The sequence below is a fragment of the Nocardia sp. NPDC004068 genome, assembly GCF_042874315.1.
Lineage (GTDB): Bacteria > Actinomycetota > Actinomycetes > Mycobacteriales > Mycobacteriaceae > Nocardia.
Window position 1 is genome coordinate 153,875 of sequence record NZ_JBIAMW010000005.1, and the last position, 19,727, is coordinate 173,601.

Sequence of the window (19,727 nt, forward strand, 5' to 3'; positions counted from 1 at the left end):
GGCTACTGCGTTCCCTCCGCGTACCAGGTCCGGAATTCGTCGTAACTCGGCATTTCCTCCGAATTCGCCTTCGGATCCACCGCCACGTGTATCACGCCGGGTCTGCCGCTGGCGTAGGCCCGCTTGACGGCCGGGGCGATGTCGGCGTCGCGCTCGATGTACTCGCCGTGGCAGCCGAAGCCCTCGGCGACCTTGTCGAGCCTGGTCTCGGTGCTCCAATGGGTCCCGGTCTCGCGCGAACCCGGACCGAACGTGCGCTTGTACACCCCGACCTCCAGACCCCACGAATAGTCCACGGCGACAACGCACACCAGCGGCAGGCGCAGTCGCGCGGCGGTCTCGAGTTCGGCGATCTGGAACAAGAACGACGAATCACCTGTGACGAGCATGACCGGCCGCTTGCCGCCGTCGGCGACCGACGCGCCGACCGCGTACGGGAGGCCGGTGCCCAGATGCCCGAAGTTCTGGTTCCAGATGACGTCGTGCGGTTTGGCCTTAGAGTAGGTCCAGCCGAAGATGGTGGTCGCCCCGCCGTCGCGGACCATGATGCCGTCGGCGGGAAACGCCTTGGTGGCCTCCACGATCAGCCGCGCCGGATGCACCGGCGACCCGCCCGACGGCGCGGTCTCGGCGAGTTCGGCGAGCCGGGCGGCGTCGGATTCGATCCAGCGGGCCAGATCGGGGGAGGGGGTGCGCGGGGTGTCGGCGAGCGCGTCGACCAACTGCGGCACCACCGCGCGCAGGTCGCCGACCAACGGGACGTCGATGGGCCGGTTCACCCCGATGGCCTCCGGATTCTGTTCCACCAGAATCCATTTCCGCGTCGCGTCGCCCGCCAGCCAGTGCCGCCCGCGCCCGTAGTGCACGGGTTCGCCCAGTTCGGTACCCAGCGCCAGGCACAGATCGGAGGTCACCACGGCCTCCACCGCCGACGGGGAGAAGCCGTAGGGGAAGGTGCGGTCCTCGAGCCCGGCGATGTAGGAGGTGCCGCCGGAGGTCTGGATCACCGGACACGCCATGGCCTCCGCGAGCGCGCGCACGGATTCGCCGGTGCGGGTGGTGTGCACGCCGTGCCCGACGAGCAGGATGGGACGCTCGGCCGCGCGGACGAGCGCGGCGGCCTCGGCGATCTGCGCCGCGCCCGCCGTCTGACCGACGAGCCGATACGCGCTGGGCGGCAAGGGTTCCGGCACGTCGAGGTCCTCGAGGATGACGTGCGAGGGGTACTCGATGTACACCGGGCCGGGTGTTCCCGTGAGCGCCTTGCGCAGGCCCTCGCGAATGATCTCGTCGGTCTGGTCGGCGTATTCGATACTGGCGCTGTACTTGACCGACGGCTCGAAAAGCGCCGACTGCTTGACGAATTGGATGCGCCCGCGCCGCACCCGCTGCTCGGTGATGCGGGCCCGCTGCCCGCCCAGGAACAGGACCGGCGAGTTCTCCACCTTGGCGCACATCATGGCGCCCGCGAGGTTGGCCACGCCCGGCCCGAGGGTGCCGATGCAGACCGCGGCCCTCCCGGTCATCCGCGACACCGCCTCGGCCATGAACCCCGCCGCCTCCTCGTGATGCGGGGCGACGACCTGCCAGCCGCGTTCCTCGGCCAGGTGGAACATGTGCACGAAGTTCGGGTCGGGTATGCCGAAGAGGGTGTCGATGCCCTCGGCCTCGAGGAGCCGAAGAATGCGTTCGTAGACCTTAACGGACATGCTGCGCCGCCTCCTTGGCCAGCTCGAAACTCTTGATCAGGTGATCGGTGTGCCCGGACGGGACCGGCGGCAGCACCCACGATTCGGCGGGGTCGCGGATCTCGTCGATGCGTCGCGCGACGTCCGCCACCGTCCAGGCGGGCTGATACACCCCGGGTGTCTCCGCGAGGTAGGCCCGCGCCACCCGGCCCGCCACCGCCACCAGGATTTCGCCGGTGACACAACAGCTTTCGTGCGCGAGCCAGCCCACCGCCGGGGCGGTGAGTTCCGGGCCCATCGGCGGGTAGGCCGAGGTGTCCAGGCCGTCGGCCAGCCGGGTGACCGCGGCGGGCACGATGACATTGCTGGTGACGCCGTACTCGGCCCCCTCGAGGGCCACCACCTGGGACAGCCCGAGCACCCCGGCCTTGGCGGCGGCGTAGTTGGCGACCCCCTTGTTGCCGTAGAGCCCGCCGATCGAGGAGGTGAGTACCACCCGCCCGTACCCGGCGTCGGCCATCACCGGGAAGGCCGGGCGCACCACGTGGAACGCGCCGCGCAGGTGGACGTCGAGCACGGATTCGAAGTCCTCGTAGGACATTTCGCGCAGCGAACCGTAGCGGACGTTGCCCGCGTTGTGGATGAGGACGTCGATCCGGCCGAAGCGATCGAGGGCGGTCTCCACGATCGCGCGGCCGCCCTCGGGCGTGGCGACGGAATCGGTGGAGGCGATCGCGGCGCCGGCCGCCGCCTCGATCTCGGCCACCACGTCGGCGGCCGGACTGCCCACGACGGTGTCGCCGCGCACACTGCTGCCCAGATCGTTCACCACCACCGTCGCCCCGCGCGCGGCCAGCAGCAGCGCGTAGGCGCGGCCCAAACCCCGTCCCGCGCCGGTGATCACGGCGACGCGGCCGTCGAAGCGGAGATCGGCGGTCATCGGCCGACGCTCATGCCCGGCAGATCGCCGGAGTCGCGCCACGCCTGCAACAGATCCTCGAAGGCGTAGAAGCCGGGCCAGTACGGTTCGCCGAGGTGGGAGCGGATCGTCCGCTCGCCCTCGTTGTTGTAGTAGCCGGGGGTGCACTCGCGCTGGAAGGTGGTGTTGTCCACCGCGGTCTCGCGCACGGTCGTGCACCAGTCCGCGACCGCCTCGGGCGTGGGTTCGACGGTGGCGTAACCGGATTCGGTGGCCTTGGCGAGGATGTAGGCGATGTGGGTGGCCTGCTGGTCGAACATGTCGGTGGTGCTGGCGGTGACCCCGCCCTGGAGGAATCCGGTGAAGAAGATGTTCGGGAAGCCGTGGGTGGTCAGCCCGTGCAGGGTGCGGTAGCCCTGCGCCCAGTGGTCGTAGAGCGAGATCCCGTCGCGGCCGGTGAACGGCGCGATGCCCAGGCGGCGGTCCAGATCGGTGGTGATCTCGAAACCGCTGGCGAACACGATGCAGTCCACCGCGTGCTCCACCCCGTCGGCGACGATGCCGGTGGCCGTGATGCGTTCCACGCCTTTGGTTTTCGACACGTCGATCAGCGTCACGTTGTCGCGGTTGAAGGTCGGCAGGTATTCGTCGTTGAAGCACGGTCGCTTGCACAGGAATCGGTAGTACGGTTTGAGCGCCTCGGCCGTCGCGGGGTCCTTCACGATGGCGTCGACGCGCTGGCGCACGCGTTCCATCGCCTTGTAGTCCTCGATCTCGCGCAGCTCCATGAACTTCTCCGGGGTGAGCGTCGCCCAGCCGCCGGTCGCGCTCAGACGCGCCTCCAGATTGCGGCTCACCTCGGTCCAGCCGTCGCAGATGAGATCCGGCTGGCCGGGCGCGAACGCCTCGAAGGCCGCGGTGTGGAAGTTGCGTTTGCGTTCGCGCACCCAGCCCGGTTTCAGCGAGGCCGCCCACTCCGGATCGGTCGGCACGTCGCCGCGCTCGTAGATGTAGGAGGGGGTGCGCTGGAAGACGTAGAGGTGGTCGGCGGACTTCGCGATGTGCGGGATGACCTGGATGCCACTGGCTCCCGTGCCGATGACCGCGACCCGCTTGCCCGCGAGCCCGGTCAGCCCGCCGCGCATATCGCCGCCGGTGTACGCGTAGTCCCAGCGGGCGCTGTGGAAGGTGTGCCCGGTGAAGTCGCGGATGCCCGGAATGCCCGGCAGTTTCGGTCGATTGAACGGGCCCTGGGCCATGACGACGAACCGGGCGCGCAGATCGTCGCCGCGGTTGGTGCCCACCCGCCAGCGGCCCAGATCCTCGTCCCAGGCGAGCGCGGTCACCAGGGTGCTGAAGAGGGCGCGTTCGTAGAGGTTGTAGTGCTTGCCGATGCGCTGGGCGTGCTCGAAGCATTCGTCGCCGTGGGCGTACTTCTCGGTCGGCATGTAGCCGGTTTCCTCGAGCAGCGGCAGATAGGCGTAACTGTCGGTGTCGCACTGGATTCCGGGATAGCGGTTCCAGTACCACGCGCCGCCGAAGTCGCCGCCCAGTTCGATGATGCGGAAGTCGGTGACCCCGGCCTCGTCGAGCCGGGCCCCGGCGAGCAGCCCCGCCCAGCCGCCGCCGAGGATCGCCACCTCGATCTCGTCGGTGCGCGGGGCGCGCGGCACGACCGGGGTGTAGGGGTCGGACTCGTAGAACTCGCCGAACTCGTCCTCGGCCACCAGGTACTGATCCTGACCCTCCGGGCGCAGCCGCTTGTCGCGTTCGGCCAGATAGCGGGCCCGCAGCGCGGGCAGATCGATCTCGGGGGTCTGCGTGGGTGCGCAGTCGTGCATGCGAATGTCCTTGCTGGAGAGACTGTTTCAGGCGAGTTCGCGCGGCTCGCCGGTGCCGAGGTAGGCGGCGAGATTGCGGTGCAGGTTGACCACGCTGCGTTCGCGGTACGGGTTGGGCTTGGGACCGGAGAAGCCGCGACTCTTCATGCCCTGCTGCACCGCGGCCATGTTCGCGAAGTCCTGTGGCAGCACGGTCCGCCAGCGCGGATCCCCGACCGGGGTGTACTCCCATTCGGTCTCGGGTTCCTCGCCGGGCGGGAACAGCTCGAACACCGCGGCCTCGAAGACGCACTTGTCCGGATCGAATCCGTACGGGCGGAATCGGTAGCACAGCATGTTGTTGAGCGCGTGGCCGATCTGGAAGTTGGGGAAGATCTGCCAGGCGGTGCCCGCGCGGGCGACGACGTCCGGGTCGACCTTCGGCCACACCACCCCGCGCCGTTCGTCCTCCGAGCGCGCGGTGTCGAGCCAGTAGCGCAGCACCTCGGGAGCCGGTGTGCCCTCGGGCAATTCGTCGACCAGCCGGTTGGCGACGTCGACCAGGGTGCGGGTGGTGTTGGTGTTGGCGTTCTCCCAGGTGAAGTTCTGCAACGCGGCGGTGGCGGCGCGGGCGTCGGGGCCGGTGCCCAGGCGCACCTTGGCCTGGTTCTCCTCCATGCCCTTGGGCGCGTCGTAGCCGATGTTGCTGTGCTTGCCCTGCGCCCGCGCCCAGCCGAGGAACTGGCCGAAGTTCATGAACTCCGGGTGGGTGTAGGGGACGTGGTAGGTCTCCATGAACGCCTCGAAGGCGACCTTCCAGTTGCAGTCGAAGGTCAGCCAGCGCCGCCAGCGGTAGCGCATGTTCTCGAGTTCGAAGTGCTCGAGCAGGCTCGCGGCGGGTTCGAGGTAGTCGCGCAGCGGTTCGCAGTCGGGGTCCATGGTGATCCAGACCCAGCCGCCCCAGGTGTCGACGCGGACCTTGCTGAGCCCGTCGTTGCGTTCGGTGAGCCCGCAGGTCCAGTCCTCGCGTTCGGGGGCGAAGGTGTTGCGGCCGTCGAGATCGTAACGCCAGCCGTGGAATCCGCACACGAACTGTTTGCGGGAGCCGCGGGCGTCGTGCGCGCCGGGCGGGGTGTCGATCAGGCGGCGGCCGCGGTGGGCGCACACATTGTGGTAGGCGCGGATGGTGTCGGGCGCGGTGCGGACCACGATGATCGAATCGGCCATGATCTCGTAGGTGAGGAAGTCGCCCACGCGCGGGATCTCCTCCACCCGGCAGACCTGCTGCCACACCTTGGCCCACAGCTTGTCGGCCTCGGCCCGGGCGTACTCGGGGGAGATGTAGGCCTCGACGCCGATTTCCATCGGCGTGGACAGCGGCTCGGTTTCGGTGGTGTCGGTCATGCGATCCTCCTGGTGCACACCGGGTTTCAGCGAGTGATGGCGGCGCGGAACGACGGGTCCGCGAGGAACAGCGAGGTGTTGTCGTCGCCCAGATGGGTCCATTTGAGGTTCAGGCCGCCGTCGACGAGCAGCGTCTGGCCGGTGATGTAGCTCGACAGGTCCGACAGCAGGAACAGGATGGGCCCGGCCTGTTCCTCGGGGGTGCCGCGGCGGCCCATGGCGATGGCGCGGCGGTCGCGGTCCGGGTCGTCGCCGACATAGGTGCGCGAGGCGGGGGTGGCGGTGACGCCGGGCGCGACGGCGTTGACGCGGATGCCGTCGAGGGCCAGTTCGACGGCCAGGGTGCGGGTGGCGGCCACCAGCGCGGATTTCGCCGTGCCGTAGGCGATGTGGAAGGGGGCGGTGTTCATGCCGCTGATCGAGGAGAGCGACACGATCGAGCCGGGGCGGCCGCGCGCCTTCAGTTCCGCGGCGACGGCCTGGCTCATGAAGAACATGGTCTCCAGGTTCTGGGTGAACAGGTCCCGCCAGTCCGCGCGGGTGACGCGGGTGGCGGGCATCCAGGTGGCGGGGGCCGCCCCGCCCGCGACATTGACCAACCCGTGCAGGTCGCCGGGGGCGCGGCGGGCGGCGTCGAGCACGGTGGCGATGCCCTCGTCGGTGGCCGCGTCGGCCGCTACCGGGAGCACCGGAAGGCCCTCCGCCGCTAGCGGTTCGATGTGTTCGGCGAGATTGTCCTTCGAGCGGCTGACCGCGACGACTGTGGCCCCGGCCTGCCCGAGCATTCGGGTCACCGCGGTGCCGATGCCGCCGCCGCCCGCGCCGGAGACGATCACGACGCGGCCGCCGAGTCCGAGGCCGTCGAGGCTCATGGGTTCACGCTCCGATCCGGACGGCCAGCACGCTGCCCTCGGCGTCGGCGGAGACGTAGACCGTTCCGTCGGGTCCGGCGGCGATGCCCGCGAACGGGCCCATGGGGCCGGAGAACGGGGGCGTGCCGAGCAGCGGTTTGGGTTCGACGCCGGGCGGCGCGCCGACGGGCAGGTGCGCGGCGAGGGTGCGGCGCGCCTTGGTCTCCAGGTCGACGCCGATCAGCTCGCGCAGTCCGGCGTCGACGATGAGAATCTCCTTGCCGCGCACCAGGATTCCCTGCGGATGTTCGAGGCCGTCGACCACGGTGTCGACGCCGCCGCCGATCGAGACGATGCGGCCGCCCTCGGATTCGGAGACCAGGATCGTGCCGTCGCCGGTGACGGCCACGCCCATGGGTCCGGCGAGGCCGGAGGCGAGGACCTCAGTGGTGCCCGCGCGCACCGACACCACGCGGCCGGTGCCCAGCTCGGCGGCGACCACCGCCCGGTCCGCGGCGGCGGTCACGCCGTAGAGACGGTCGAAACCCTCTGCGAGCAACTCTGTTTCGGGTTCGGGTCCGGGACGGTGGACGGCGATCTGGCCCACCGAGGTGGCGCAGAGCAGTTCGTTCGACGCGACCGCCGCCACGCCGCGCACGTACCCCGGGGTGCCGGGGGTGAACAGCGAGGCGACGACGTGCAGGCGGCCGTCGCGCAGCACGTGCAGGTAGGTGCCGTCGGCGACGTAGAGTTCGCCGCCGGGGCCGACGCTGAGGTCCAGCGGCCACAGCAGGCCGCCGGGGAGGACGGCCCGGGTCGCGCCGCCGGGCAGGATCTCGGTGATCTCGCCGGTGAAGCTGGAGACGAACAGGCGGTCGCCGACGAACGTGCAATTGTCCAGTCCCGGAGCGAGATTCGCGAGCACCCGCCGGTCGCCGGTGCGCGGATCGATGCGCAGCACCTCGCCGGTCTGGACCTGGGTGGAGACGATGAACCCGGCGGCGTCGAACTTCACCGAGTCGGGGACGCCGAGATCGCCCGCGACGCGTTCGGGTTCGCCGCCGTCGGGGTGGATGCGCCAGATGTCGTTGGTGCCCATGACCGGGTAGTAGAGGAGTCCGTCGGGGCCGACCTCCATGGCGTTGGGCATGGGCAGGTCGTCCTGGAGGACGCGGGGCGCGCCGCCGTCTAGCGGGAGTTCGACGAGCCGTCCGCCGATGCGGCACTCGTTGACGAACAATCGGCCCGCGTGCACGGTGATGCCGTTGGCGCCGGGCAGGTCGGCGCGCAGGACGCGGGTGCGACCGGCCTTGTCGCGCAGGCTGACTCGCGCGTCCATGTACTCGGTGGCGATGAGGTTGCCCTCGGGGTCGAAGGCCAGATCGTCGGGTGCGACGATGTCGCCACCCTTGGCGCTGACGGTCTCGAGGTCGCCGGTGGCGACGTCGAGCGCGCTGATCTGGCTGCCGACGACCTGGGCCACGTAGACCCGGCCGTCGGGTCCGGTGCGCAGGCCGTTGGCGCCGAACAGGCGGCTGGGTGGGGTGAGGCGGTCGATGCTCACCCCCTCGGCGGCGGTGATGGGTGTGGTGCTGGTGTAGCGCGCCCCCTGAGTCAAGGCGGGGCCTCCCGGGTGAGGTGAGAACGATGCGTTCGCCATGGGCGCGCCGGATGCCGGAGGTGCGGCGTGACGCAGGCCACTGGTTCGGGGGCTACGCTACTTCAATCCTCATAAGGATAGCAATACCGGCGGTGGGAAACGCTGGTGGGGGCGGTGTTTCGGCGTCTCGAGGGCGTGGTGCGCCGTGTTTCTTCGAAGGGTCCGAATACGTTGGCGCGCAGCGCATTACAGCATGTTTGCAGGCGTGCGGCCCGACCGGCAGTGGAAATCTATCCAAGCCTTGTCGGCACGCGTATTCGCAGGTTCGAGAAGAAGGTTACCGCATGTCAGCGGGATCAGATGCGGGTCCGCGGGACCGCGCGGAACTGGGCGCGAGCCAGGGTGGGGGAGGCGCCGACGACGCCGTCGTCGAATCGTTCCAGCACCAGGGCCTGGGTGGCGGTGAGGTGGGTGCGGTAGAGGCGCTCGGCCTCGGCGGCGCGGCCCGCCTCGATCTCGCGCACGATGCGCCGATGGGTGCGGACCGCCGCGGCGGCCTCGGCCTCGGAGGGGTACTCGCCCTGTTCGGTCCGGGCCTCGGCCCACGCCTGCTCCTGCGCCGACCACAGGGTGACCAGCGTGCTCACCACGTAACGGATGGTCAGGTTGGGGGTGAAAGACACGATCAGATCGTGGAATTCGCGCGCGGTGTGGGTGAACGCGACGCCGTCGCCGACCAGCGCCGCCGACGCCTCGACGCTCGCGGCGAGCGCGGGGACGACGGTCTCGGCCCGGTCGGCGCGTTCGGCGCACGCCGACGCGCACAGCGGTTCCAGCATGCGCAGACCCGCGGCCAGATCGCCGAGCGTGACGCGCGCTCCTTGGAGGGCCAGGCCCAGGTGATAGGCCGCCGAGGACTCGTCGGGGCGATGCACCTCCGCGCCGCCGACATTGCCGCGCCGCACCGTCACCAGGCCCTCGGTCTCCAGGATGCGCAGCGCCTCGCGGATGGACGGATAGCTGACGCCGAAGTCCTGGACCAGCTGGTCCTGGGTGGGCAGGCGATAGTCGTCGTCCCCGGCGAGGATGCGCGCGCGCAGTTCGGCGGCAACGGTTTCGGCGATGCGGCGCTGCGGCACGCGAGGCGCGTTCCGCCCGCGGCGAGGGGGTGTGCTCACGCGTGTCGCCTCCCGATCATGGTCGGAGTCTAGTTCACCAGCGGATTAGCCCTCAAATATTGCTATCCTTTAGAGGATTGAAGTAGCCTGCGGCGCATGGACTTCACGATGGGGGAGGCCGCCGCGACGCTTCGGGGGGAGCTGCGGCGGTTGATCGCCGCCGAGGTTCCGGCCGATTTCCTCGGCGCCTTCACCGACGATCCCGCGGATCTCGCGCTGGCACAACGGTTCTGCGGGGTGCTGTCGGAGCGCGGGCTGCTGTGCGCGGCCTGGCCGGAGGAGTTCGGCGGGCGCGGCGCGTCGGTGTGGGAGCAGACGGTGGTGCGCGAGGAGATGTGGGCGCGGCACGAGCCGCGTGGCGCGCAGTACATGGGCGTCAACTGGGTGGGGCCGACGATCATGCGGCACGGCACGGCCGAGCAGCGGCGCAAGCATCTGCCGCCGATCGCGCGGGGCGAGGTGATCTGGTGTCAGGGGTTCAGCGAGCCCGACGCGGGATCGGATCTGGCGTCGCTGCGCACCTCCGCGCGGCGCGACGGCGACGGCTGGCGCATCTCGGGGCAGAAGATCTGGACCTCCTACGCGACCATGGCGCAGTGGTGTTTCCTGCTGGCGCGCACCTCGCGGGAGGCGCGAAAACAGCAGGGGCTCACGGTGTTCCTGCTGCCCATGTCCGATCCGGCGATCGAGGTCCGGCCGATCCGGGCCATGTTGGGGCCGCATCATCTCAACGAGGTGTTCCTCGACGGGGTGCGCGCGACGGAGGCCGATGTGCTCGGCGAGGTGGGCGGCGGATGGGCTGTCGTCCAGGAGGTGCTGGCCTTCGAGCGCGTGGGCATCGCGCGGTACGCCCGGTGCGAGCGCCTGCTGCACGACGCTCCCGGCGCGGCGGGCGAGGTCTGGGACGAGCTACCGCCCGCGCTGCGAGCGCGGTGGACCCGAGCGCTGGTGCACTGCCGTCGCGCCCGCCTCCTCGCCTATCAGGTGGTGTCCCTCCAGGACGCGGGCCGCGTCACCCCCGCCGACGCGGCGGCCTACCGCATCGCGGTCACCCGGCTGGACCAGGAGAGCGCCGCGGTCCTCGCCGAAATAGCACACTCGATCCCCCCGAACACACCCGCCCGCAACCATTTCCGCGCCGCCGTCGCCGACCACTGGCGCTACGCCAACGCAGCCACCGTAGCCTCCGGCAGCATCGAGATCCAGCAAACCCTGCTATCGCGGACCCTGCTGCCCCCACCCGATCCCCGGGCCGCCGCGTGAGGGCGACGTCGACGGGAGGGGCGGTATGCGGGTCGAATTGAGCGATGAGGCGGTCGAATATGGGCGGGCGGTGGCGGGGGCGTTGCGGGCGGCGGGTGGGGACGAGTTGGTGCGGCGGGCCGAAGGGGGGCTCGCCCACCGGGAGTCGGTGATCGAGCCGGTGCTTGAGGGGGTCGGGGCGTGGGAGCTGGAGCCCTTGCGGGACGCCGGGGAACTCGAGGCGGCGGCGGCGCTGTGTCGGGCGGTGGGGTATCGGGCGGTTCCGTATCCGGTGGCGGAGCGGTTGGCGCGGCCGGACGGGCTCGAGGTGGACGGGCTGGTGCTGGTGGCCGAGCGGGATCCGGTCGCGGCCGTGGCGGGGCTGTCGTCGCGGTGGGCGGCGGTGACTATCGACGGTGCGTTCGGGGAAGTCGTTGTGCCGCCGTCGGATTCGTTGCCGCGGGAGTCGGCGTTCGTGACGCCGCTGGAGGTGCGGCCCGCCGGGGTTGCCCTGCCCGACGCCGATCGGTATGTGGCCCTCGCCCTGGTCCTGCCGTGCTGGACGTTGCTCGGGATGTTGGATCGGGCGCTGGATCTGGCGCGGGCGCACGTGCTGGTCCGGGAGCAGTTCGGGCGGCCGTTGGCCGAATTCCAGTCCGTCCGTTTCCAATTGACCGACGCGGAGGTCGAGCGACGCGGCGTGGAGATGCTGGCCCGCTACGCCCTGTGGAGCCTCGCGGCCGGGGACCGGTCCGCCGTCGACGACGCCCTGGCCCTCCGGCTGGCCGCCCTCGAGGCGGCCGACCTCGTCTTCCGCGTCGCCCATCAACTCCACGGCGCCCTCGGCTTCTGCGACGAGTCCTTCCTGTCCTGGCTCTCCCGCTACAGCCTCCCCCTACGCCGCCTCCCCTACCCCCACTCCGCCACCGAGGACCTCCTGTCCCGCCGAATCGGCCGCCGCGGCATCACCGGCCTGTTCTCCGAACCACCGGGAGCGTGACGGGATGCGCCGCCGAGGGAGCCAGGAGGGGCGGGAAGCGTGGCGGGATGACGCCGCCGAGGAAACCGGGGGGCGGGGAGCGGACGAGATGCGCCGTCGAGGAAACCGGGAGGGGCGGAAAGCGTGACGGGATACGTTGCCGAGGGAGCCAGGAGGCCCGGGAGTGTGACGAGATGCGCCGCCGAGGGAGCCAGGAGGGGCGGGGAGCGGACGGGATGCGCCGCCGGGGGAACCAGGAGGGGCGGGGAGCGGACGGGATGCGCCGCCGAGGGGACCAGGAGGGCGGGGAGCGGGAAGGGCTGGGGGCCTGTGGAATCGGAGTGCGGGAAGGGATGGGGAGCATGCGGTATGACTTGCCGCCGGAGTTGACCGTGGAGGTCGAGGGGCCGGTGCGGGTGGTGGTGATCAATCGGCCGGGGGAGGCGAATGCGGTGAATCGGGCGTTGCATCGGGCGCTGGCGGTGGTGTGGCGGCAGGTGGCGGCCGATCGGGGGGCGCGGGTGGTCGTTCTGACCGGGGCGGGGCGGGCGTTCAGTGCGGGTGGTGATCTCGAGTGGATCACGTCGTTTCTCGACGATCCGGCGGCGCGGGACGAGAGTGTGCGGGAGGGGGCGGAGATCATCGAGGAGATGCTGCGGTTTCCATTGCCGGTGATCGCGGCGGTGGACGGGGCGGCGGTGGGGTTGGGGGCGAGCCTGGCGGTGTTGTGCGATGTCGTGCTGATCTCGGAGCGGGGGTATCTGGCCGATCCGCATGTGGCGGTGGGGTTGGTGGCGGGGGACGGGGGCGCGGCGTTCTGGCCGTTGCTGACGCCGATTCTGCGGTCGCGGGAGTTCCTGTTCACCGGGGATCGCATCGATGCGGGGACCGCGGTGGAACTGGGGTTGGCCTCCCGGGTGGTTCCGTCGGACCGGCTGCTCGACGAGGCGCGCGCCTTGGCGACGCGGCTCGCGGCGCAGCCCCCGGAGGCGTTGCGAGCCACGAAACGGGTTGTGAACATGTATCTTTCGCAGGCCCTCGCCGGTCCGCTGCAAGCGGGGTTCGCGGCCGAGATCGTCTCCATGCAGACCCCCGAACACCGCGAACGCCTGCTGGCCCTGCGTCGCCGGGCCGGGTCCCGATGACCGCCGAGATCACCGATTTCCGTGCGGCGGTGCGGGATTGGTGCCGGGACAATGTCCCGCCGGATTGGCGCGCCGCGCAGACCGGGGCCACCGACGCGGAATTCGTCGCCTTCCAACAGGACTGGTTCCAGCGGCTGCGCGCGGGCGGATTCGCGGTCCCGCACTGGCCCGCGGCGTACGGCGGCGGGATGCCGGTGCCCCGGCAGATCGTGCTCTATCAGGAACTGGCCGCGCACGACGCGCCCCGGCAGGTGCTGTCCTTCGTCGCCATTCACCACGCGGCCGCGACCCTGCTCGAGGCGGGCAGCGCCGAACAACGGCAGCGACACCTGCCCGCGATCCTGGACGGCGAGATCTGGGCGCAGGGCTTCTCCGAACCGAGCGCGGGCTCCGATCTGGCGGCCCTGCGGACGACCGCCCGCCGCGACGGCGACGACTATGTGGTCACCGGGCAGAAGGTGTGGGCCAGCGGCGCGCAGTACGCCGACTGGTGCCTGCTCCTGGCCCGGACCGACCCGAACACTCCCGCGCGCCAAGGCATTTCGTATTTCCTGCTGGATATGAGGTCCCCGGGCATCGATGTGCGGCCCATCCGTCAGGCGACCGGCGAACGCCACTTCTGCGAGATCTTCCTCGACCAGGTCCGCGTCCCCGCCGCGAATCTCGTCGGCGCGGAACACACCGGCTGGCGGGTCGCCCAGCGGACCCTGAGCGCCGAACGCGGCCTCACCATGCTGGAACTGGCCGAACGCCTCGGCAACGCGGGCTTCCGCTGGCTCGTCCGCCAGTGCGCCACCCCCGGCCCGCACGGCCGCCCCCTCGACGATCCGGTGGTCGCCGACCGCCTGGCCGAACTGGAAACCGAGATCACCGGCCTGCGCGCCCTCGCCCGCGATCTGGTCGAACGGCACGCGGCGGGCACCGCCGGCCCCGCCGACGCCTCGATCGTGAAGCTCTACTACAGCGAACTGCTCCAGCGCGTCACCGATTTCGGTGCCGAGATCGGCGGTATGGCCGCCCACACCACCCTGCGCAAACCCCTGTCCGGCGGCTGGGAATCCGGCGCCTGGGTCCTCGACTTCATCGGCTCCTGGGAGTGGACCATCCCCGGCGGCACCAGCGAGATCCAGCGCACCATCATCGCCGAGCGCGGCCTCGGCTTACCGCGGGGGGACAAGCGATGACCGACATAACCGACCTGACGGACCTCCACGACGACCTGCGCACGGCGGCCCGAAAGCTGCTGACCCGCACCCCGGACTGGGCCGCGCTCACCCGAGCGGGCTGGCCAGGCCTGGAGATCCCCGACGAATTCGGCGGTGCCGGAGCCACTTTCGCGGAAACCGCGGTGCTACTCACCGAGATCGGGCGCGCGGCCGCCCCCACCCCGTATCCGAGCGTCGCCCTCGGCGTCGCCGCGCTGGGCCTGCTCGAGCCGAGTCCGACCCGCGACCGTCTGCTCAGCGCCACGGCGGCGGGCGAGGCCCGGCCGATCCTCGTCCTCGACGGCTCCACGCCGAATCCGGCGCCACACGAGGACACGGAGTGGGTGCTGGACGCGACGGCGGCCACGAGCCTGCTCGTTCCGGTGGTCGACGCGGACCGGACCACGGCCCTGGCGGTCGTGTCGCCCGACGCGCCGGGAGTGACGGTCCGGCCGCGCCCACTGGTCGACGAGACCAGGATGGTGGGTGCGGTGGCCGTCGAGCGGGCGTCGGCCGAGGCGATCCTGCGCTTCACGGACCCGCGAAACGCTTTGAGGCACTTGGCCGATCGCGCCAGCATCGCCGTAGCCTGCGACAGCCTCGGGATCGCCGAGGCCATGCTCGCCGCGACCGTCGACTACGTCAAGGTCCGCGAGCAGTTCGGCCGCCCCATCGGATCCTTCCAAGCGGTGCAACACGCCTGCGCCGACATGCTCGTGGACCTCACGATCGCCCGCCAGCTCGTGACCGCCGCCGTCCGCGCGGACACCGACCCGGGCACGGCCGCGGCCATGGCGAAATCCTTCACCACCGCCGCCGCGGTCCGCGTCACCGGGAAGGCCGTGCAACTGCACGGCGGCATCGGCTACACCTGGGAGAGCGGCCTGCACCGCTACCTCAAGCGCGCCACCCTCAATCGCGCGTTGTTCGGCGCGCCCGCCGATCATCGCAAGCGGCTGGCCGCGCGGTACGCCGACCGGTTCACCCCCGCAGCCGCCGCGCCGCCAGCTCCCGCAGATCCGATGTCTTGATCTTGGCGCTGCCGGTCAGCTCGAAGTCGTCCTCGGCGAAGAACAACACGTGCCGCGGCACCTTGTAGCTGGCGAGCCGCTCGCGCAGGAAGGTCCGCAGCTCGTCCTCGCCGACGGTCGCGCCCGGCCGGGCGATGACGCACGCCACCACCACCTCCCCGAGCGTGTCGTGCGGAACGCCTACGGTGCGAACGACTTTCACCGCCGGATGCGCGAGCAGCGCCTCGTCGATCTCGAGCGGGGACACATTCGCCCCGCCGGTCTTGATGATGTCGGTGAGCCTGCCCTCCCAGTACAGCCGTCCGGCGTCATCGATGTGACCGGCGTCCCCGGTATGGAAGAAGCCCTCCGCGTCGAGCGTCTCGTCCAGCGGCGTGCCCAGGTAGCCGAGCATGAGCGTAGGACCCTTGAGACAGATCTCGCCGCTCTCGCCGCGGCCGAGCACCCGGCCGTCGAGCGGGTCCACGATCTCCACGGTCACCCCGGGCAGCGGCCGCCCGCTGCTGCCCGCGATCTCCTCGGCGGGCGTGTTCGCCGGGAAACACGTTGTGATGGTGAACGTTTCGGTGCTGCCGTACGCGTGGCCCGGCTCGGTGTAGTCGGTCGACACCGCCGGATGCCGGGCCGCCGGGAGCGAGACGTCGACGAATCTCAAACTGCCGAGATCGGTCTCCGCCCAGGTGGGCGCCGCCTCCAGCTGAGCCCACTGATGCGGCCAGGCGACGGGGAAGTTCACCCGCTCGATCGCCATGAGCCGCAACGCCTCCGCGGCGTCGAAGGTCGATTGCAGCACCAGCGAACCCCCGGCCGCGAGCGTCGCGCCCAGCGCCATCCCGAAGTTCCCCGACCAGAAGAACCCGTTGGCCGTCCAGCAGCGCACCCGATCCTCCGGCCCGAACCCGTACATGCGCCGGAACCGCCACATCTGCACCGCCACCCCGCGATGCGCGCTGCGAATGCCCTTGGGCTTGCTGGTGCTGCCCGAGGAGAAGAACACCACCGCCGCGTCCGCGGGCGTCACCGAGGCCGCCGTCGCCTCGATCAACTCCACGGGAACCGCCCGGCCCCGGTCCAGGAACTCCGCCCACTCCTCGATCGCGCCCGTCGCCGCGCCCACCGTCGAAACGTGCCGCAGGAACGGGTATCTCACCGACCGCAACGCGCCCAGGGACGGCTCCCCGAGCGCCGGCTCCAGTTCGGTCAGCACGGCCGCGAAATCCTTCCGCGCCACCGACCGCTCGAACAACAGCACCGACACCCCCGACACGCGCAGCAGATGATCCAGTTCGCTCGCCGTGGAGAACGTGCTCAACGTGACCGCCACGCCCCCGGCCAGACTCGTCCCGAACACCGCCGCCAGCCATTCGGGCCGATTGGTCATCAGGACCCCGACCCGGCCGTCCTTCCCGATCCCGCGCGCCCGCAACGCCCGCGCCACCGCGACCGCCCGGTCCCACAGCTCGGCGTAACTCCACCGCGTGACGGTCTCGCCGTCGCGGAACACCAGCGCCTCCCGTTCGCCGTAGCGGGAGGTCACCTCGCGCAGGAAGCCGGGCAGGGTGAGCGGCCCGAGGCCGGGCTCCTCGGCCAGCGGCGGACCCGTGACGACGGCCGGGACGCTCATGGCAGTTCGATCTCGGCCGCGCAGTTCACCAGCGTCCCGCTGTCCTGATTGGTGAGCGTCAGCTCGACCCGGACCAGGGGCACGCCCCACGCGGATTCCGGTTCCTTGCCGACGATCTCGGCGTCGAAATAGGTGACGTCGCCCTCGAATGCGGGCAGCCGGAAGTCGGCCTTGGTGTGCCGCACCAGCCCGTCGTGGCCCGCCCAGTAGGCGAGATAGTCGGTGCACCACGCCCCCATGGTGGCCCCGTACCCGTAGGCGCGGGCCATGCCCACCGCGTCGGCCTTGTCGCCGTCGATGTGCCCGCGCGAGGGCCCCACGTACAGCCCGTCGCGTTTGCGCGGATCGATGCGCGCGCCCTCCTCGTCGAAGGCGAACCCGTCGGTCCAGCCCGGATCCTGATTGATCCACGGATCCTCGACGCCCGGCGGGGCGGTCCAGTGGAAGGTGCCCCAGATATTGAACAGGAACGCGCGGTACTCGGTGGTGAAACTGGCGATGCTGTGCGGCCCGATCACCCTGCGCGGCAACCGATCTCCCACCTTCACCTCGTCGAACCGCGGCGACACGCCCGCCCGGTTGGACAGGATCCACTCGTGCCGCAGCCGCTCGACCTCCACCAGCTCCGGCGCGGTCCAGACCTTCGCCGTGCCGTAGCGGTCGTTGTACATGCCGCGCCTGCGGGCCTCCTCGGCGAGGTAGCGGATCGCCGTCGACCGTTCCTTCGCCACCAGCGCCCCGTGCTGGTTGGTGTGCACGGTGTCCCCGCGCGAGAGCATGGTGGGCCCGGCGAACTTGGACTGCACGATCTTGTAGTCGTGGAAGCGCCGGGTCTGGAACAGCTTGTCGCCGGGCCGGATCGGGACGCCGTAGAACCACCACTCCTCGCCGCCGAAGATCAGATGGCTGTCCGGGATCCGGCCCACGCACGCGGGCTGCGCGCCGTGCCCGTAGTCCAGCGCCACCGCGATCGACTGCGGCGCCACCAGCCCGCCGAACCGCGTCCCGCGCGCGAACTCCTCGTCCCAGTGCAGCGGGTTGGCGTAGTCCATCGCCATCACCCAGCGCCGGATGTCGGATGAGGAGCACGGATCCCACAGTTGCCCGCCGCCGACCGGTTTGCCGACCCGGTGATCGACATCGGAGAGATCGAGTTCGGTCATGCCGCAACCCCTTTCACGCGTTCACGTCGACGACGAGACGGCCGCGCACCGTGCCCTCGACGAGCCGGTCCGCCGCGGCGATCGCCTCGCCCAGCGAGATGTCCTGTGCGATGGCCTCGATCGCGTCGGCGTCCAGATCGCGGGCCAGCCGCGCCCACGCGTCCAGCCGCCGCGCGATCGGGGCCTGCACGCTGTCCACGCCCAGCAGCGCCACCCCGCGCAGGATCAGCGGCGCGACCGTGCCCGGCAGATCCATGCCCTGCGCCAGCCCGCACGCGGCGACCGCGCCGCCGTAGCGGGTCTGGGCGGCGGCGTTGACCAGGGTGTGGCTGCCGAGGGTGTCGATCACCCCGGCCCAGCGTTCCTTCTGCAACGGCTTGCCCGCCGCGCCGAGGTCGGCCCGGTCGATGATCGTGGTCGCGCCCAGCCCCTTCAGATACGCGGACTCGGCGGCCTTGCCGGTCGCCGCGGCGACCGTGAAACCGGCCTTGGCCAGCAACGCGATCGCCACGCTGCCGACCCCGCCGGTCGCCCCGGTGACCAGGATCTCGCCCTGGTCGGGCGAGACGCCGTGGCGCAGCAGCGCGTCCACGCACAGGCTCGCGGTGTAGCCCGCGGTGCCCAGGGCCATCGCCTGCCGGGCGGTGAACGCCGCCGGGCGCGGCACCAGCCAGTCCCCGTTCAGCCGGGCCTTCTGGGCCAGTCCGCCCCAATGGGATTCGCCCACGCCCCAGCCGTTGAGGATCACCGCGTCGCCCGGCGACCACCCCGAGTGCGTGCTCGCGGTGACGACCCCGGCGAGATCGATGCCGGGGATCATGGGGTAGGAGCGGACGATCCGGCCCTTGCCCGTAATGGCCAGGGCGTCTTTGTAATTCAGGGTGGAGTACTCCACGTCGACGCTCACGGTGCCGTCGGGGAGCGCGGACTCCTCCACGCTCGCGACCCGTGGCCCCGCGTCGCCCTGCTCGATGAGGATTGCCGAGAACATACGCCAGCGAATTCCTTCCCCGGCCCGAGCGGCGGGCCGACGCCGCACTCTAGGAGAATATCATTCTCTGAATGCGGAATGGATGTTTCCAGGAGCGGCGGGCGGTGTCAACCGCGCTCAGCGGGCGGTCCAGCCCCCGTCCACGACGATGGTCTGACCGGTGACGTAGCGGGCCGCGTCGCCCGCGAGCCAGGCGATGGCGCCGACGATGTCGGCGGCCGTGCCCTCGGTGGGCAGGGGAATATTGCGGTGCAGGTAGGCGGCCCCGCGGTCGTCGGCGTAGAGGCTGTCGGTGATCTCGCTGCGGAAGAAGCCGGGGGCGACGGTGTTCACCCGGATGGCGTGCCGCGCCCACTGCACGGCGAGTTCGGTGGTGAGCCCGGACAGGCCAGCCTTGCTCGCCGCGTAGGACGCCTGCGGGATGCCGGGGACGCCGACCCGGCCGCTGATGGAGGAGACGTGCACGATCGAGCCGCGGCCGAGCGCGCGCATGTGCGAGAACACGGCTTGGGAAAGCCGCAGCGGCGCAATGAGATTGAGGTCGAGGGTCCGCTGGATGTCGGCGCGGGTCTCGTCCTCGGCGCGGTCGGTGGTGAAGCGGTTGCCCGCGGCGTTGATCAGGATCTCCGGCGGCCCGAGCCCGTCGGCGACGGCGGGGACGACCGCGTCGAGCGCGGCGGGGTCGCCCAGGTCGGCGGGCACGGCGAGACCCCCGATCTCGGTGGCGAGTTCATTCAGCCGGTCGGCGCGCCGCGCGACGACCGCGACCCGCGCGCCCAGCCCGGCGAGGGTGCGCGCGACCTCCGCGCCCAGGCCGGACGACGCGCCGGTCACGAGGGCGACCCGATCGCGGAGGTCGAACAGCGGTAAGGGGTTGGCGGACACGC

Annotated in this window: 16 protein-coding genes; 5 read left to right on the forward strand and 11 right to left on the reverse strand. The window is 71.0% G+C overall.

Annotated features, from left to right (window positions below; all coding sequences use genetic code 11):
- Positions 1-2: 2 nt before the first annotated feature.
- From ACFYTQ_RS14085 to ACFYTQ_RS14115, 7 genes are all read right to left on the reverse strand, one after another.
- The gene (locus tag ACFYTQ_RS14085) at positions 3-1,709 is read right to left on the reverse strand and encodes a thiamine pyrophosphate-binding protein (protein ID WP_387360499.1); all 1,707 of its coding nucleotides are present in this window, start codon (positions 1,707-1,709) and stop codon (positions 3-5) included.
- Positions 1,699-2,628, reverse strand: a complete 930-nt coding sequence (locus ACFYTQ_RS14090) for an SDR family NAD(P)-dependent oxidoreductase (protein ID WP_387360501.1) — start codon at positions 2,626-2,628, stop codon at positions 1,699-1,701. Before ACFYTQ_RS14090 ends, ACFYTQ_RS14085 begins: the two co-directional genes overlap by 11 nt.
- Positions 2,625-4,448, reverse strand: a complete 1,824-nt coding sequence (locus ACFYTQ_RS14095; RefSeq protein WP_387360503.1) for a flavin-containing monooxygenase — start codon at positions 4,446-4,448, stop codon at positions 2,625-2,627. The genes ACFYTQ_RS14090 and ACFYTQ_RS14095 overlap by 4 nt, the downstream gene beginning before the upstream one ends.
- Before the next feature lie 27 nt (positions 4,449-4,475).
- The gene (locus ACFYTQ_RS14100; protein ID WP_387360505.1) at positions 4,476-5,831 is read right to left on the reverse strand and encodes an SRPBCC family protein; all 1,356 of its coding nucleotides are present in this window, start codon (positions 5,829-5,831) and stop codon (positions 4,476-4,478) included.
- A 26-nt stretch (positions 5,832-5,857) separates the two neighbouring features.
- A complete protein-coding gene (locus ACFYTQ_RS14105) occupies positions 5,858-6,703 on the reverse strand; it encodes an SDR family NAD(P)-dependent oxidoreductase (RefSeq protein ID WP_387360507.1) in 846 nt (281 codons plus the stop codon).
- A 4-nt stretch (positions 6,704-6,707) separates the two neighbouring features.
- On the reverse strand, positions 6,708-8,342 hold the full coding sequence (locus ACFYTQ_RS14110) for an SMP-30/gluconolactonase/LRE family protein (protein ID WP_387360509.1): 1,635 nt from the start codon (positions 8,340-8,342) through the stop codon (positions 6,708-6,710).
- Between the two features lie 296 nt (positions 8,343-8,638).
- A complete protein-coding gene (locus tag ACFYTQ_RS14115; RefSeq protein ID WP_387360511.1) occupies positions 8,639-9,460 on the reverse strand; it encodes a FadR/GntR family transcriptional regulator in 822 nt (273 codons plus the stop codon).
- A gap of 96 nt (positions 9,461-9,556) precedes the next feature.
- Here ACFYTQ_RS14115 and ACFYTQ_RS14120 point away from each other — a divergent pair, with 96 nt between their 5' ends.
- The 5 genes from ACFYTQ_RS14120 (at position 9,557) to ACFYTQ_RS14140 (ending at position 15,062) form a co-directional block, all read left to right on the forward strand.
- A complete protein-coding gene (locus tag ACFYTQ_RS14120) occupies positions 9,557-10,723 on the forward strand; it encodes an acyl-CoA dehydrogenase family protein (protein WP_387360513.1) in 1,167 nt (388 codons plus the stop codon).
- A gap of 25 nt (positions 10,724-10,748) precedes the next feature.
- The gene (locus ACFYTQ_RS14125) at positions 10,749-11,702 is read left to right on the forward strand and encodes an acyl-CoA dehydrogenase family protein (RefSeq protein WP_387360515.1); all 954 of its coding nucleotides are present in this window, start codon (positions 10,749-10,751) and stop codon (positions 11,700-11,702) included.
- A 341-nt stretch (positions 11,703-12,043) separates the two neighbouring features.
- A complete protein-coding gene (locus tag ACFYTQ_RS14130; RefSeq protein WP_387360517.1) occupies positions 12,044-12,826 on the forward strand; it encodes an enoyl-CoA hydratase/isomerase family protein in 783 nt (260 codons plus the stop codon).
- Positions 12,823-14,010 carry an acyl-CoA dehydrogenase family protein gene (locus ACFYTQ_RS14135; protein ID WP_387360519.1) on the forward strand — a complete coding sequence of 396 codons (1,188 nt, stop codon included), beginning with the start codon at positions 12,823-12,825 and terminating at the stop codon, positions 14,008-14,010. Before ACFYTQ_RS14130 ends, ACFYTQ_RS14135 begins: the two co-directional genes overlap by 4 nt.
- On the forward strand, positions 14,007-15,062 hold the full coding sequence (locus tag ACFYTQ_RS14140; protein WP_387360521.1) for an acyl-CoA dehydrogenase family protein: 1,056 nt from the start codon (positions 14,007-14,009) through the stop codon (positions 15,060-15,062). Before ACFYTQ_RS14135 ends, ACFYTQ_RS14140 begins: the two co-directional genes overlap by 4 nt.
- Here ACFYTQ_RS14140 and ACFYTQ_RS14145 read toward each other — a convergent pair.
- The 4 genes from ACFYTQ_RS14145 to ACFYTQ_RS14160 all read right to left on the reverse strand — a co-directional run bounded on the left by ACFYTQ_RS14145 (position 15,013) and on the right by ACFYTQ_RS14160 (position 19,725).
- On the reverse strand, positions 15,013-16,686 hold the full coding sequence (locus ACFYTQ_RS14145) for a class I adenylate-forming enzyme family protein (protein ID WP_387360523.1): 1,674 nt from the start codon (positions 16,684-16,686) through the stop codon (positions 15,013-15,015). The two genes, ACFYTQ_RS14140 and ACFYTQ_RS14145, sit on opposite strands and share 50 nt — an antisense overlap.
- Positions 16,683-17,849 (reverse strand): MaoC family dehydratase N-terminal domain-containing protein, encoded by a 1,167-nt coding sequence (locus ACFYTQ_RS14150; protein ID WP_387360526.1) that lies wholly within the window; start codon positions 17,847-17,849, stop codon positions 16,683-16,685. The genes ACFYTQ_RS14145 and ACFYTQ_RS14150 overlap by 4 nt, the downstream gene beginning before the upstream one ends.
- A gap of 13 nt (positions 17,850-17,862) precedes the next feature.
- Complete coding sequence (locus ACFYTQ_RS14155) at positions 17,863-18,840, reverse strand: MDR family oxidoreductase (protein ID WP_387360529.1); 978 nt, start codon at positions 18,838-18,840, stop codon at positions 17,863-17,865.
- Between the two features lie 117 nt (positions 18,841-18,957).
- Positions 18,958-19,725 carry an SDR family NAD(P)-dependent oxidoreductase gene (locus tag ACFYTQ_RS14160; RefSeq protein ID WP_387360531.1) on the reverse strand — a complete coding sequence of 256 codons (768 nt, stop codon included), beginning with the start codon at positions 19,723-19,725 and terminating at the stop codon, positions 18,958-18,960.
- Positions 19,726-19,727: the final 2 nt, after the last annotated feature.

What these genes read in the sequence shown, in the direction of transcription:
- ACFYTQ_RS14150 (WP_387360526.1), bottom strand. Translation starts at nt 17,849, where the DNA reads ATGACCGAACTCGATCTCTCCGATGTCGATCACCGGGTCGGCAAACCG.
- ACFYTQ_RS14145 (WP_387360523.1), bottom strand. Translation starts at nt 16,686, where the DNA reads ATGAGCGTCCCGGCCGTCGTCACGGGTCCGCCGCTGGCCGAGGAGCCC.
- ACFYTQ_RS14085 (WP_387360499.1), bottom strand. Translation starts at nt 1,709, where the DNA reads ATGTCCGTTAAGGTCTACGAACGCATTCTTCGGCTCCTCGAGGCCGAG.
- ACFYTQ_RS14095 (WP_387360503.1), bottom strand. Translation starts at nt 4,448, where the DNA reads ATGCACGACTGCGCACCCACGCAGACCCCCGAGATCGATCTGCCCGCG.
- ACFYTQ_RS14140 (WP_387360521.1), top strand. Translation starts at nt 14,007, where the DNA reads ATGACCGACATAACCGACCTGACGGACCTCCACGACGACCTGCGCACG.
- ACFYTQ_RS14100 (WP_387360505.1), bottom strand. Translation starts at nt 5,831, where the DNA reads ATGACCGACACCACCGAAACCGAGCCGCTGTCCACGCCGATGGAAATC.
- ACFYTQ_RS14125 (WP_387360515.1), top strand. Translation starts at nt 10,749, where the DNA reads ATGCGGGTCGAATTGAGCGATGAGGCGGTCGAATATGGGCGGGCGGTG.
- ACFYTQ_RS14110 (WP_387360509.1), bottom strand. Translation starts at nt 8,342, where the DNA reads ATGGCGAACGCATCGTTCTCACCTCACCCGGGAGGCCCCGCCTTGACT.
- ACFYTQ_RS14135 (WP_387360519.1), top strand. Translation starts at nt 12,823, where the DNA reads ATGACCGCCGAGATCACCGATTTCCGTGCGGCGGTGCGGGATTGGTGC.
- ACFYTQ_RS14120 (WP_387360513.1), top strand. Translation starts at nt 9,557, where the DNA reads ATGGACTTCACGATGGGGGAGGCCGCCGCGACGCTTCGGGGGGAGCTG.
- ACFYTQ_RS14105 (WP_387360507.1), bottom strand. Translation starts at nt 6,703, where the DNA reads ATGAGCCTCGACGGCCTCGGACTCGGCGGCCGCGTCGTGATCGTCTCC.
- ACFYTQ_RS14130 (WP_387360517.1), top strand. Translation starts at nt 12,044, where the DNA reads ATGCGGTATGACTTGCCGCCGGAGTTGACCGTGGAGGTCGAGGGGCCG.
- ACFYTQ_RS14090 (WP_387360501.1), bottom strand. Translation starts at nt 2,628, where the DNA reads ATGACCGCCGATCTCCGCTTCGACGGCCGCGTCGCCGTGATCACCGGC.
- ACFYTQ_RS14155 (WP_387360529.1), bottom strand. Translation starts at nt 18,840, where the DNA reads ATGTTCTCGGCAATCCTCATCGAGCAGGGCGACGCGGGGCCACGGGTC.